This is a genomic window from Nonomuraea rubra, from assembly GCF_014207985.1.
GTDB classification, from domain to species: Bacteria; Actinomycetota; Actinomycetes; order Streptosporangiales; family Streptosporangiaceae; genus Nonomuraea; species Nonomuraea rubra.
The window spans coordinates 10,722,017-10,734,705 of sequence record NZ_JACHMI010000001.1; the positions used below are offsets into that span (position 1 = coordinate 10,722,017).

At 69.9% G+C, this 12,689-nt stretch carries 13 protein-coding genes; 6 read left to right on the plus strand and 7 right to left on the minus strand.

The window, feature by feature from the left end; all coding sequences use genetic code 11:
- Nucleotide 1: 1 nt before the first annotated feature.
- Together HD593_RS48830 and HD593_RS48835 are read right to left on the minus strand one after the other, a co-directional pair.
- A complete protein-coding gene (locus tag HD593_RS48830) occupies nt 2–1,354 on the minus strand; it encodes an ABC transporter substrate-binding protein (RefSeq protein WP_185109703.1) in 1,353 nt (450 codons plus the stop codon).
- Nucleotides 1,355–1,669: 315 nt separating this feature from the next.
- Entirely contained in the window at nt 1,670–2,659 is a 990-nt protein-coding gene (locus HD593_RS48835; RefSeq protein WP_185109704.1) for a LacI family DNA-binding transcriptional regulator, read from the minus strand.
- Between the two features lie 238 nt (nt 2,660–2,897).
- On the opposite strand from HD593_RS48835, the gene HD593_RS48840 reads away from it, so the two are divergent.
- Nucleotides 2,898–6,176 carry a discoidin domain-containing protein gene (locus HD593_RS48840; RefSeq protein ID WP_185109706.1) on the plus strand — a complete coding sequence of 1,093 codons (3,279 nt, stop codon included), beginning with the start codon at nt 2,898–2,900 and terminating at the stop codon, nt 6,174–6,176.
- Here HD593_RS48840 and HD593_RS48845 read toward each other — a convergent pair.
- Nucleotides 6,173–7,045 (minus strand): PfkB family carbohydrate kinase, encoded by an 873-nt coding sequence (locus tag HD593_RS48845; protein WP_185109707.1) that lies wholly within the window; start codon nt 7,043–7,045, stop codon nt 6,173–6,175. The two genes, HD593_RS48840 and HD593_RS48845, sit on opposite strands and share 4 nt — an antisense overlap.
- Before the next feature lie 239 nt (nt 7,046–7,284).
- On the opposite strand from HD593_RS48845, the gene HD593_RS48850 reads away from it, so the two are divergent.
- The 4 genes from HD593_RS48850 (at nt 7,285) to HD593_RS48865 (ending at nt 9,786) form a co-directional block, all read left to right on the plus strand.
- The gene (locus tag HD593_RS48850) at nt 7,285–7,971 is read left to right on the plus strand and encodes a hypothetical protein (RefSeq protein ID WP_185109709.1); all 687 of its coding nucleotides are present in this window, start codon (nt 7,285–7,287) and stop codon (nt 7,969–7,971) included.
- A 130-nt stretch (nt 7,972–8,101) separates the two neighbouring features.
- On the plus strand, nt 8,102–8,797 hold the full coding sequence (locus HD593_RS48855; protein WP_185109711.1) for a DUF4344 domain-containing metallopeptidase: 696 nt from the start codon (nt 8,102–8,104) through the stop codon (nt 8,795–8,797).
- A 16-nt stretch (nt 8,798–8,813) separates the two neighbouring features.
- Complete coding sequence (locus HD593_RS48860) at nt 8,814–9,518, plus strand: maleylpyruvate isomerase family mycothiol-dependent enzyme (protein WP_185109712.1); 705 nt, start codon at nt 8,814–8,816, stop codon at nt 9,516–9,518.
- 10 nt (nt 9,519–9,528) lie between these two features.
- On the plus strand, nt 9,529–9,786 hold the full coding sequence (locus tag HD593_RS48865) for a DUF6343 family protein (RefSeq protein ID WP_185109713.1): 258 nt from the start codon (nt 9,529–9,531) through the stop codon (nt 9,784–9,786).
- Here HD593_RS48865 and HD593_RS48870 read toward each other — a convergent pair.
- Nucleotides 9,757–9,999, minus strand: a complete 243-nt coding sequence (locus HD593_RS48870) for a DUF3040 domain-containing protein (protein ID WP_185109715.1) — start codon at nt 9,997–9,999, stop codon at nt 9,757–9,759. The genes HD593_RS48865 and HD593_RS48870 overlap by 30 nt on opposite strands.
- A 126-nt stretch (nt 10,000–10,125) precedes the next feature.
- Here HD593_RS48870 and HD593_RS48875 point away from each other — a divergent pair, with 126 nt between their 5' ends.
- A complete protein-coding gene (locus tag HD593_RS48875; RefSeq protein WP_185109717.1) occupies nt 10,126–10,662 on the plus strand; it encodes a TetR/AcrR family transcriptional regulator in 537 nt (178 codons plus the stop codon).
- A 7-nt stretch (nt 10,663–10,669) separates the two neighbouring features.
- Here the strand turns inward: HD593_RS48875 and HD593_RS48880 are convergent, their stop codons facing one another.
- From HD593_RS48880 to HD593_RS48890, 3 genes are read right to left on the minus strand one after another with little or no spacing between them, the layout of a single operon-like run.
- A complete protein-coding gene (locus tag HD593_RS48880) occupies nt 10,670–11,617 on the minus strand; it encodes a DUF1152 domain-containing protein (protein ID WP_185109719.1) in 948 nt (315 codons plus the stop codon).
- A 29-nt stretch (nt 11,618–11,646) separates the two neighbouring features.
- Nucleotides 11,647–11,895 carry a type B 50S ribosomal protein L31 gene (locus HD593_RS48885; RefSeq protein WP_185109720.1) on the minus strand — a complete coding sequence of 83 codons (249 nt, stop codon included), beginning with the start codon at nt 11,893–11,895 and terminating at the stop codon, nt 11,647–11,649.
- A gap of 28 nt (nt 11,896–11,923) precedes the next feature.
- Nucleotides 11,924–12,664, minus strand: coding sequence for an SDR family NAD(P)-dependent oxidoreductase (locus HD593_RS48890; RefSeq protein WP_185109722.1), 741 nt, complete (start codon nt 12,662–12,664; stop codon nt 11,924–11,926).
- Nucleotides 12,665–12,689: the final 25 nt, after the last annotated feature.

Below are 12,689 nucleotides of genomic sequence, written 5' to 3' on the forward strand. Positions count from 1 at the left end.
GTCAGCCCTTGGCCGCCAGCACCGCGTTGGCCTTCGTCTCGGCGTCGGCGAGGAGCTGGTCGATGCTGGCGTCCTTACGGCTCAGCACGCCCGACATGGCCACGTCGAGGATCGCGTACAGCTCCTGGGCGTGCAGCGGCTCGGCCTTCGGCGGGATCGTGCCGGCGGCCTGGACGTAGGTCTCGTAGTTCGTGACCGGCAGCGAGGCGTTCTTCACCCGGTCGGCCTGGATGGCCTGGCCGGTGGGCGAGTCGCCGAAGACGGCGTTGTCGGGGACGCCGACGGGGTTGCCAAGGCTCTTGCCGCGGGCGAAGTCGAAGCGGCCCTTGCCGACCGTGTTGAAGCGGAAGTCGATCCACGCCAGCGCGGCCTTGGCCTCCTCGGGCGTGGCCTTCGGGTTGATCATGAACGCCTCGCCGCCGCTCAGCGACGCCTTCGCCTCGGGGAAGCCGGTGATGCCGTAGTCGGCGACATTGCCCTTGAACTTGTTGACCACGTCGGTGACCACGTCGGGCGCGCCGAGCATCATGCCGACCTTGCCGCTGCCCATCGCGACCATGAGCGACTCCCAGCCGACCAGCAGCTTGGTGCCCATGCTGTTGTCCACCCAGCGCATGTCGTGCAGGGTCTGCAGCACGGCCTTGCCCTCGGGCGAGTTGAACGCGGCCGTCTTGTTGTCGGGCGACAGGATGCTGCCGCCGCGGCCGTAGATGGCCTGGGTGAAGTGCCAGCCGCCGGTGTTGCCGCCGGAGTACTCGCCGTACCCGACGTAGCCGGCGCCGAGCCCGGCGATCTTCTTCGCCGCCTCGCGGACCTCGGCCCACGTCTTGGGCGGGGCGTCCGGGTTCAGCCCGGCCTTGGTGAACAAGGCGCGGTTGTAGACCAGGCCGACGCTGTAGTGCACGTTCGGGACGCCGTAGATCTTGCCGTCCTTGGTGACGAGCTCCCTGTGGTCAGGGCGCAGGTCGTTCCAGTTCTTGATCTCGCTGGTGTACGGGGTGATGTCGAGCGCCTGGCCCTTGGAGATCACGTCGTTGTAGTTCGTCACGGGCACCACGAACGCCGTCTCCATCTGGCCGCCGGCCAGCTTGGGGCCGAACGTCTTGGGGTCGAAGCACGGCTGCTGGTCCGTGCTCTTGACCGTCACGCCGGGGTGCGCCTTCATGAACGCCGCCACATCGTCATCCCAGGCCTGCCGCTCCTTCGGCGCCGACTTGGCGGGCTGGCAGGCCACCGTGATCGACACGGCCTTGGCACCGCCGGCGGTGGGGGTGGCGGGCTCGCTCCCCGAACCGCAGGCGGCGGTGGAGAGGGCTAGCGCGGATACGAGCAAGAGTCCGGTGGATCTCTGCATGGTCTGACCCTTCTGATGCGAGGTGCCCACACCATAGGATCCGTGACGTATGCGCGCAAGATTTCAACTTCATATTGCAAGATAACGACTGCGTTACGCCGAGGGTGGGCTCTTCCGGGGTCGCCGTACGGGGTCGGGGTCCTTCCGGGACGTGGCTGCCGGCCCGGCGCGTCAAAGCACCAGCACCGCAGCACACGCACCCACGCCGCCTCCCCGCCGCCGGCCCTCGCACCGCGCCGTGCACGCGTCACCGCCTCGCCGCGCCGGCCCACACCACCGGCCCAATCCGGGCGGGCGCGAGGGGGCGGGGCGTGGTCAGGGGCGGGCGCGGGTGGTGGAGGCGCGGACGACGAGTTCCGGTTCGAAGAGGAGCTCGTCCGCCGGCACGACCGCCTTGTCGATCTGGGCCACCAGCAGGTCCACCGCCGCCCGCCCCATCGCGTCGATGGGCTGGCGGACCGTGGTGAGCGGCGGCTCCGTGCAGTTCATGAGGGCCGAGTCGTCGTACCCGATGACCGAGATGTCCGCGGGGACGGCGAGGCCGGCGCGGCGGGCGGCGCGTACGGTGCCCAGCGCGAGCAGGTCGCTGGCGCAGATGACGCCCGTGACGCCCCGCTTGACCAGGCGGGCGGCCGCCGCGTGCCCGCCTTCGAGGGAGAACATGGTGTGCTCCACCAGCTCCGTGTCCCCGCCCGCGGCCTGGAAGGTGTCGAGCTTGCGCCGCGACGGCATGTGGTCCTTGGGCCCGAGGACCATGCCGAGCCGCTCGTGACCGAGCGCGCGCAGGTGGGCGATGGCCATCTCGGCGGCCACCACGTCGTCGCAGGACACCTGCGGGAAGTCGAGGTGCTGGACGGCGGCGTTGACCAGGACGGTGGGGAGCTTGCGCTCGTGCAGCAGCTCGTAGTGGCCGTGGGAGGCGTCGGCCTGGGCGTACAGGCCGCCGGCGAAGACCACGCCGCTGACCTGCTGCTGGAGCAGGAGGTCGACGTAGTCGGCCTCGGAGACGCCGCCGACCGTGCGGGTGCACAGCACGGAGGTGAAGCCCTGCTGGGCGAGCGCGCCGCCGACCACTTCCGCGAAGGCGGGGAAGATCGGGTTCTGCAGCTCGGGGAGCACGAGGCCGACCAGCCGGGCGCGGTCGCCGCGGAGCTGTGTGGGGCGTTCGTAGCCGAGCACGTCGAGTGCCGTCAGCACGGCCTCGCGGGTCGCGTCGGACACCCCCGGCTTGCCGTTGAGCACGCGGCTCACGGTCGCCTCGCTCACCCCGACCTTCTTGGCCACCTCTGCGAGTCGTCGCGTCATGCGCAAACTATACGGCCTTCCGCGCAAGCGCTTGCAATGGCTTACGTGGATCGAACGTCGCGGCTTGCACCGCGCCCACACCGGGCTTCCTGCCAGTTGCCGGTCCCTGACCAGCAGGGGAAGACCTCAGAGAACGCTCAGAGTCAGTCGATCGTTTGCGAAATGAAGTCGAAATATTGCGGCCATCTGCTCGACATCCTATGGTTCGGCCATCTGCCTTACCCGGAGGGCCACCCCCATGAGAGCACTGTTAGCCGCCCTTGCGTTACTCATCGGATTCCTCGCCGCACCGGCCGCGCACGCCGCGGCCGACACCAACCTCGCCGCCGGCAAGACGGCGACCGCCAGCAGCTTCACCGACGTCTACCGCGCCGCCAACGTCACCGACGGCAACCAGGCCACCTACTGGGAATCGGCCAGCAACGCCTTCCCGCAGTGGATCCAGGTCGACCTCGGCGCCACCGCCGGCCTCAGCAAGGTGGTGCTCAAACTGCCCACCGGCTGGCCCAGCCGCACCGAGACGCTGAGCGTCCAGGGCAGCACGAACGGCACCAGCTTCACCACCATCGCCGCCGCGGCCACCCACACCATCAGCCCGGCCGCCACCATCACCCTGCCCGCCGGCACCACCGCCCGCCACGTCCGCGTGCACATCACCGCCAACTCCGGCTGGCCCGCCGGCCAGCTCTCCGAGCTGGAGGTCTGGGGCACCACCCAGGACGACCCCGGCCCCGGCCCCGACGGCACCAACCTGGCCCTCGGCAAGACCATGACCGAGTCCGGGCACACCCACACCTACGCCGCCGCCAACGCCAACGACGACAACCTGCAGACCTACTGGGAGGGCGCCGCCTACCCGGCCACCCTGACCGCCCAGCTCGGCGCCAACGCCGACCTGACCTCCATCGTGCTCAAGCTCAACCCCGACCCGGCCTGGGGCCGCCGCACCCAGACCCTCCAGGTGCTCGGCCGCGAGCAGAACGCCTCCACCTTCACCACCCTCGTCGCCCAGGCCACCTACACCTTCGACCCGGCCACCGGCAACAGCGTGACCGTCCCGGTCACCGGCAAGGCCGCCGACGTGCGGCTCCAGTTCACCGCCAACTCCGGCGCCCCCAGCGGCCAGGTCGCCGAGTTCCAGATCTACGGCACCCCGGCGCCCAACCCCGACCTGACCGTGTCGGGCCTGGCCTCCTCCCCTGCGGCCCCGGTCGAGACCGACGCGGTGACGCTGTCGGCCACGGTCAGGAACGCCGGCACCGCGGCCTCCGGCGCCACCTCGGTCAACTTCTACGCGGGCACCACCAAGGTGGGCAGCGCCGGCGTGGGCGCGCTGGCCGCAGGGGCGTCCACCACCGTGTCGGCGAACATCGGGACCAGGGACGCGGGCACGTACCAGCTCGCGGCCAAGGTGGACGAGGGCAACCAGGTCGTCGAGCAGAACGAGGCCAACAACGACACGACCGGCACGCTCACCGTCAGGCCCGTCGACACGGCCGACCTGATCGCCTCCCCCGTCTCCTGGACGCCGGGCAACCCCGCCGCGGGCACCTCGGTGACGTTCTCCGTCGCGATCAGGAACCAGGGCACCGTGGCCTCCAGCGGCGGCGCGCACGGCATCACGCTGACCGTCACCGACGAGGCCGGCAACGTCGTCAGGACGCTGACCGGCTCCGCGAGCGGCGCGATCGCCGCCGGGGCCACCACGAGCCCGGTGACGCTGGGCACGTGGACGGCGGCCAACGGCAAGTACACGGTCAAGACGGTGCTCGCCGACGACGCCAACGAGCTGCCGGTCAAGCGGGCCAACAACACCAGCACGCTGCCGCTGTTCGTGGGCCGCGGCGCGAACATGCCGTACGACACGTACGAGGCCGAGGACGCCGCCATCGGCGGCGGCGCGGCCCGCGTCGGCCCGAGCAGGGAGATCGGCACGATCGCCGGCGAGGCGTCGGGACGGCGCGCGGTCACGCTCAACCAGACCGGCGCGTACGTCGAGTTCACCACCAGGGCCGACACGAACACCCTGGTCACCCGCTTCTCGATGCCCGACGCCCCGGGCGGCGGCGGCCAGAACTCCACGCTGAACGTCTACGTCAACGGCTCCTTCCTCAAGGCCGTCAACCTGACCTCGCGCTACGCCTGGCTGTACGGCCCCGAGGCCAGCCCGAACAACAACCCGGGCTCCGGCCCGCCCAGGCACATCTACGACGAGGCGAACCTGCTGCTCGGCACCACCGTCCCGAAGGGCAGCAAGATCAGGCTGCAGAAGGACGCGGCCAACTCCCTGAACTACGCGATCGACTTCGTGGACCTCGAACTGGCCACCCAGATCGCCAACCCGGACCCGGCCAAGTACGCCGTACCGGCCGGATTCGGTCACCAGGACGTGCAGAACGCCCTCGACAAGGCCCGCATGGACGCCAACCTGACCGGTGTCTACCTGCCGCCCGGCGACTACCAGACCAACGGCAAGTTCCAGGTGTACGGCAAGCCGGTCAAGGTCGTCGGGGCGGGCCCCTGGTTCACCAGGTTCCACGCGCCGTCGGGGCAGTCGAACACCGACATCGGCTTCCGGTCCGAGGCCACGGCCAACGGCTCGGCGTTCTCGGGCTTCGCCTACTTCGGCAACTACGTGGAGCGCATCGACGGCCCGGGCAAGGTGTTCGACTTCAACAACGTGGCGAACATGACGATCGAGAACGTCTGGATCGAGCACCAGATCTGCATGTTGTGGGGCTCGAACGTCGACAACCTGACGATCAGGAACTCGCGGATCCGCAACGTGTTCGCCGACGGCCTGAACATGACCAACGGCAGCACCGGCAACCACGTCACCAACATCGAGACCAGGTCCACGGGTGACGACAGCTTCGCGCTGTTCTCGGCCATCGACAACAACTCGGGCGAGCAGTTCGGCAACGTCTACGAGAACCTGACCTCGCTGCTGACCTGGCGGGCCGCGGGCCTGGCCGTGTACGGCGGCTACAACAACACCTTCAAGAACATCTACATCGCCGACACGCTGGTGTACTCGGGCGTCACGATCAGCTCGCTCGACTTCGGGATCCCGATGCACGGCTTCGGCGCCAGCCCGCCCACGACCTTCGACAACATCTCGCTGGTCCGGGCGGGTGGGCACTTCTGGGGGCAGCAGACGTTCCCGGCGATGTGGCTGTTCTCCTCCTCGAAGGTGTTCCAGGGCATCCGGGTCAGCAACCTGGACATCGTGGACCCGACGTACAGCGGGATCATGTTCCAGACCGGCTACTCGAACCCCTCGACGCCGCTGAACCCGATCAAGGACACGGTCTTCACGAACGTGTCCATCAGCGGGGCGCAGAAGAGCGGTGACGCCTTCGACGCCAAGTCCGGGTTCGGCATCTGGGTGAACGAGCTGCCCGAGCCCGGCCAGGGCCCGGCGATCGGCTCGGCCACGTTCAACAACCTGCGGTTCAGCAACAACCACACGAACGTCAGGAACACGACCTCGACGTTCACGCTCACCGTCAACTAGAGCTCGGCCCTGGTGGGCAACCCCTGCCAGTCGCTCACGCTGGTCACCGCGGCGGCGCTCAGCAGCGCCCCGCGGTGCAGGCGTTCCTGGGGGATGAGGCCGTCGAGCGCGGCGCTGATGTATCCGGCCGCGAACGCCTCCCCCGCCCCCGCGGTGTCCACCACGGGGACCTGCCAGCCCTGTACGTCGTAGCGCATCCGGTCGGCCCGTACGCTGGCGCCCTTCGCCCCGCGGTCCACCACGACCTCCCGTTCGGGGGTGAGGGCGGGCTTGACCAGGTCGAGCTCGTCCTGGCGGAGGAAGAGCAGGTGCGACTCGCAGGCCAGCTCGCCGAGCACCTCCTCGGCCTCGCGGACCGACGGCCACAGCTCGGGGACGTACTCGACGGAGAAGGAGATCGCCACCTCGGCGTTCCTGGCCGCGGTGACGGCGGCGCGCACGGCGTCCTGCGCGTCCCGGCCCAGGGCGGCCGTCAGACCGGTGACGTGCAGCATCCGGGAGGCCGCGATCCGGTCGATGGGCACGTTGCCCGGCGCGAGCAGCGCGCCGGCGGAGCCGGTGCGGTAGTGCGTCACGGCGAGCTCGCGGCCGACGCGCGACTCCCGCAGGAGCAGCCCCGTGCGCGCGCCTTCGGCCACGCGCATGTCCTCGACGTCCACGCCCTCGCCCCGCAGGACGGTCAGGGCTCTGGCGCCCAGCTCGTCATCGGCCACCTTGCCCAGGTACGCGCAGCGGTGCCCGAGCCGGGCCAGGGCGATGGCCAGCGTGAACTCCGGGCCGCAGACGTCCAGTCTGGCCTCGCTCTCGTGGCGCACCCGGCCGCTGGAGACGACCCCCAGCGGCTCGCCCAGCGTGTAGACGTCCGTCATGGGCCAGACTGTAGCCGGTCACGTCAACCCAAAACCGATTTTTCCGCATAAGCCCTGGTTAAGACCGTGATCAAATATTTTCTGTATCTTTAGACAACTTTTTCCCTTGATCGTGCCTCAAAGTAGTAGAGGGAGCCGGCCGCCCCGAAGTCGGCTCCGAAGTCAATACGGGGAGAGGAATCAGCACCCTCATGAGAAAGATCGCAGTAGGTATCCTTTCCGCCACTATCGGCGGTGCCATGCTGGTGTCCGGCGCGGGCGTTGCCTCCGCCGCCACCAAGGCCGACACGCGGCTCGTGATCCGCGACATCAGCCCGAACCCGGTCGTGGTCAAGAAGGGCTCGGAGACGACGGCGTACTTCGACGTCGGCGCCAGCTCCGACGTCCAGAAGGTCGAGCTCAGTGTCGCCCCCGCGGAGAACAACTTCCGCACGATGCGCACGAAGGACGTCAAGGACCTCGAGGGCTGGCGCTGGGCCATCGGGTTCAACGAGAACGACTACGAGGGCAAGTGGAAGGCCACCGCCGTGGCCTTCGACAAGGACGGCAAGGAGATCGCCAAGGACGACGCCTTCTTCTCGGTCGACGTCGAGGAAGGCAAGCTCAACACCACGATCTCCCGCTTCAGCGCCGACCCGTACAAGGTCCGCAAGGGCAAGTCGATCTACTTCTCCGGCCGCCTCCTCGTCAACGACGACGGCTGGGAGGGTGTGCGCGGCGAGAAGGTGCACATCTACTACAAGGCCAACTACCGCAGTGGCTGGAAGTGGGTCGCCTCCGACTGGACCGGTCGCGGCGGCAAGTTCTACGCCAAGACCAAGGCCTACAAGAGCGGCACGTTCCGCGCCGTCTACGGCGGTGACGACGAGCTCAACGGCTCCAAGAGCCGCTCGGACTACGTCCGCGTGTACTCCTGGCGCCGATAGTTCCACCTGCTGAGGCCCAGTCCTTCGGGGCTGGGCCTCCGGCTTTTTCACCTTCGGCAGGTTTAGCGATCACGCATTCGCCGCATGGGAAGTCCCATTGCGTTGATCGAACCCCCGAAGGAGCCCGCGCATGCCGCATCCCGTGATCGCCCTCGTCCTCAGCATGACGAGCACGCTGGGAGCGGCCCCCTCCTCTGAGCTGTCCGTCCGCTACGAGCGTCCCGACTCACCCCGCGCCGAGCGGGCCCAGCGGCTGCTCAAGGCGAGCGACGCGCTGAAGACGGAGGTCAGGCTGCCCGAGCGGATCACGGTCGTGGCCCGCGACTGCGACGCGCCGAAGGCGGGCTGGGACCACGGCAAGCGCGAGATCACGATCTGCTACTCGCTGGTGGACCAGGTAAACCGCACGATCAAGGGCATCTCGCAGACCGAGGAGACCGGCGAGAAGGCGACGAAGGCCCGCGTGCGCGGCGCCCTGTCCGTGCTCTTCCACCATGAGCTCGGCCACGCCCTCACCACGCTCAACGGCATGGCCGGCGGAGAGGCGCAGGCCGACCGGTTCGCCGCGCTGACCCTCGTGGCCGACACGCCCGGCCGGGTGGTGGCCGCCGCCGAGGCCCGGCACCTGCTCGCCGGGCACGCGGGCCTCGACCACCTGTCGGGCATGGCGGAGTCGGCCACGTTCGCCTGCCTGCTCTACGGCGCCGACCCGGGCAGGTACGACAAGATCGCCAAGGGCGGCTGGGTGCCGGCCGGGCGGGCACCGGCCTGCGCCGACGAGTACGCCCGGGCCAGGTCCGCCATCGGCGATAAAGTCAAGACCTGAGGGGTAGCGTCCGGGTATGGCCGACGACCTGCTCAAAGACTTCAACCCGTTCGACATCTTCGACGCCGAGGCCGCCCGGCTCGACCGGCACTTCTCCGGCCTGGACGACGCCGGCTGGCTGCGGCCGTCCCGGTGCGAGGGCTGGTCGGTCCGCGACGTGCTGGCGCACCTGGCGGGCGAGGAGCTGTACAACCACGCCTGCCTCGACGGCACCGTGGAGGACCTGATGGACCAGCTGTCCGACGCGGGCATCGGCGGCTACAACGACTTCAACGAGTGGTGCGTACGCGAGCGCAGAGCCCTGCCCGTGCACGAGGTCCTGGCGGAGTGGCGCACGAAGAACGGCGAGACGCGCGAGCGCATGCGGGAGCGAGGCCGCCACGCCATGCTCGACACGATGGCCGGGCCCTACCCCGTCGGGCTGCAGGCCTTCCACTACGACTCCGAGTACGCCACCCACGCCGACGACGTGGGCGCGCCCGTCGGCGAGGACGAGGCCGACGACCGGATCCTGTGGCGGGTGGCGGTCGGCCGGTTCGTGCTGGCCGAACAGGACGCCAAGGTGCAGGTCGATCAGACGGCCGACGAGATCTTCGCCGCCGTGGACGGGGTCACCGCCAACCTGCCGTACCCGGAGTTCGTCGAGGCCACGGTGGGCCGGTCGCCGGCCTCGCACGACCTCGACCCGCGCATCGCCTCGGCACTGAGGTGCCTGGCCTGAGGAGGAGGCCATGTGGCTACGCAACCGTGAGGGCACCGAGCCGGTGACGGCCCGCAGCCCGCTGCGCGTCCGGCGCATCCTGTCGCTCTTCGCGCTGGTGCTGGGCGTCATCGCGGCGGTGTTCTGCACCATCCAGGCCATGCGCACCGGGGAGGAGGTGTGGCGCTGGGAGGCCGCCATCGCCGCCCTGGTGGCCCTGAGCGCCGCCTTCAGCCTGTTGGTGCTGCGGCACCACCGCTCAGGTGGTCAGCACCGCCAGCAGCAGTAACACGATCACCACCGCGGCCGCCCAGAACAACATCCAGACGTGGCCCAGCGCCCACATGCGCAACCGGTCGCCGTACGGCTGCGCGGGCAGCGACTCGCCGCCCGCCTCGATCCTGTTGATGGCGGCGACGCGCCTGGCCAGCTCGGGGTCGTCCCGCTCGAGGGCTCGCTCGATCTCGGCGAGAATACGGCGTTCCCTTCCGGAGAGACTCATCACACCACCACTGCTCTCACGCCGGTGACCAGTTCTTACCCACGAGTAGGCCCTGCATGCCGGGGCGTTGACCCGCGCTTGGCGATCACGCGCCGTGGCGGAACCGGAACTCTGGATAATGAGGGCATGTCGACACCACGACAGCGTTACCGGGAACAGGTCAGAAGGGAGATCAAGCAGGCCGCGCTCGCCCAGATCGGCGAGGGCGAGCCGCTCAGCCTGACAGCGGTGGCCAGGCGTCTGGGCATGACGGGGCCCGCCCTCTACAAGTACTTCGCGAGCCGCGACGACCTGCTCGCCGAGCTGGTCCAGGACGGGCTGGGCGAGCTGGCCGCGGCCGTACGCGCCGGCGCCCTGCCTGAGGGCGGGCCGCGTGAACGGCTGCACGCGCTGGCGCGCGCGTTCTACGACTGGGCCGTGGCTCATCCCGGCCTGTTCCTGCTCGTGTCCTCGGCGCCCACCCTGTCGGGTGCGGAGGACGTGCTCAGGCCCTTCGTGCCGCTGGTCGCGCAGGGGCGCGCGGCGACGCCGGGCGGGGCCGTCCTGGTGTGGGCCAGGTTGCAGGGGGTGCTGAGCGTGGAGCTGCGGGGCCCGTTCGCCGGGATCGGCACGGCGCTGCTGGCGGCCGAGATCGACTCGCTGGCCGACGCCCTGGGCCTCTGACGCGTCCCTAGTGCGGGAACGCCTTCGGCGGCCGGGGCGTCACCTCGTCGCGGAACGCCTCGATGACGGAGTGCACCTGGCGCATCAGCACGGTGTCCCGGAGCCGGTCGAGGTAGAGCGAGCGCCTGGCCAGCGCGTCGAGGTCCACGGCGAAGTAGAGCGCCATCAGCGGGTTGACGAACAGCTCGCTGCCCTTCGTCCTGTCGGTGAAGCGCACGTCCCCGAACTCGCCGCGCACCGCCGCCGCGATCGAGCCGTTCACGATGCTCGGGTACGCCGGCAGCTCGGCCTGGGCGTGGGCGACGGCGTCGAGGTAGAGCGCGCCCGCCTTCGTGGACCGGCAGACGGAGAACGCGCCGAGGTAGGCGCCGTCGCGTTCGAGCGCCGCCAGGTTCTCCAGCACCTGTACGTGGTTCACGCCGTGGTAGGCGTCCACCCCGAACCCCAGGCAGACCACCGCCTTCTCCGGCACGTCGAGTGCGTGCACGGCGGCCAGGCTCGCCATGTCGTCGGCCGGGGTGCCGAGGCCCGCCTCGTCGCCACGCATGAGGATGTCGGTGCCGCCGTCCACCAGGACCACCGCGTCCAGGCCGAGGTGCTCGGCGAGCCTGGCGTACGCGGCGCGCAACGGCCGGACCCCGACCTTGGGGAAGGCGTACACGGTGGACGGCTGCCCGTGCGTGGCCAGCCAGCGCGACAGGCAGCCCTCGGGGAAGTACCAGTCGCGGGCCTCGGTGTCCGGGTGGATCTCCGCGACGTCCTCGAACAGCCAGACGTCGAGGTCGAGGGCGTCGAGGTGGCTGAACGACAGGTTCGCCAGGTGCACCTCCTTGCCCGCTTCCCGCAGGGAGAGCGCGAGGGGTAACCCGGCGTACACGTCGGAGCCGCCGCCCGCGCCGGCGACGAGGATCCGGCGGGAACGCTCGAGCCGGGCGGACAGCGGCATGTCGAACATGTGTCACATCTTGCCGCAGCAAGATCCGGTCAGCTGGTCTTTCCGTAACGCTGGTTGAAGCGCTCGACGCGGCCGGCGGTGTCGAGGATGCGGCCACGGCCCGTGTAGAAGGGGTGGCTGGCGGACGAGACGTCCACGTCGACGACCGGGTAGGTCCTGCCGTCCTCCCACTCGATCGTCCTGTCGCTGGTCAGGGTCGACCGGGTGAGGAAGGCGAAGCCGACGCTCGGGTCACGGAAGACGATCGGACGGTACTGGGGGTGCAGGTTCTTCTTCATGGCCCCTGCAACCATGCGACAACGGTTTTCATTCCCTGGCTTCCGGATCGAGCCCGAGCACGGTACGGCCGCCGTCCACCGGGATCTTGGCGCCGTTGACGAAGGCGGCGTCCGGCGAGAGCAGGTGCGCCACCACGGAGGCCACCTCCGCGGGGGTGGCGACCCTGCCCAGCGGGTGCAGCCTGGCCAACTCCGCCTCCATCTCCGGCGTGCGCTGCCGCTCGTACCGCTCCGTGGCCACCGAGCCGGGGGCCACGGTGTTGACCCGGATGCCGTGCCTGCCGTACTCGACGGCGAGTGCCCTGGTCAGCCCCTCCGTCGCGGCCTTGGCCGTGGAGTAGGGGAGGCTGCCGGGCACGGCCCTGGTGGCCTGGTGGGAGGTGACGTTCACGATGGCGCCGGGGGTGCCGGCGTCCAGGAAGTGGCGTACGGCGGTGGCGCAGCCCACCACCGCGAGGTCGAGGTTGGCCGCGATCAGCGCTCTGACCTCGGAGACCGGGGACGAGTGCACGGAGACGTCCCGGAACACGGCGGCGTTGTTGACCCAGCCGACCAGGTCGCCCGACTCCTGGGCCAGGTCGGCGGCCCAGGCGGCGACCTCCTCGTCGGCCGCGTCGCCGATCACCGGGACGACCCTGGGGCCGGCCCAGCCGAGCGCGTCCTTGTCGTGCTCGATGACCACCACGACGTTCCGGTCCCCGAGGAGCCGTTCGGCCACGGCCCTGCCGATGCCGCGCCCGCCGCCGGTCACCACGTACGAAAGAGTCATGATCCGACGTTATGTCGGTAAGGCG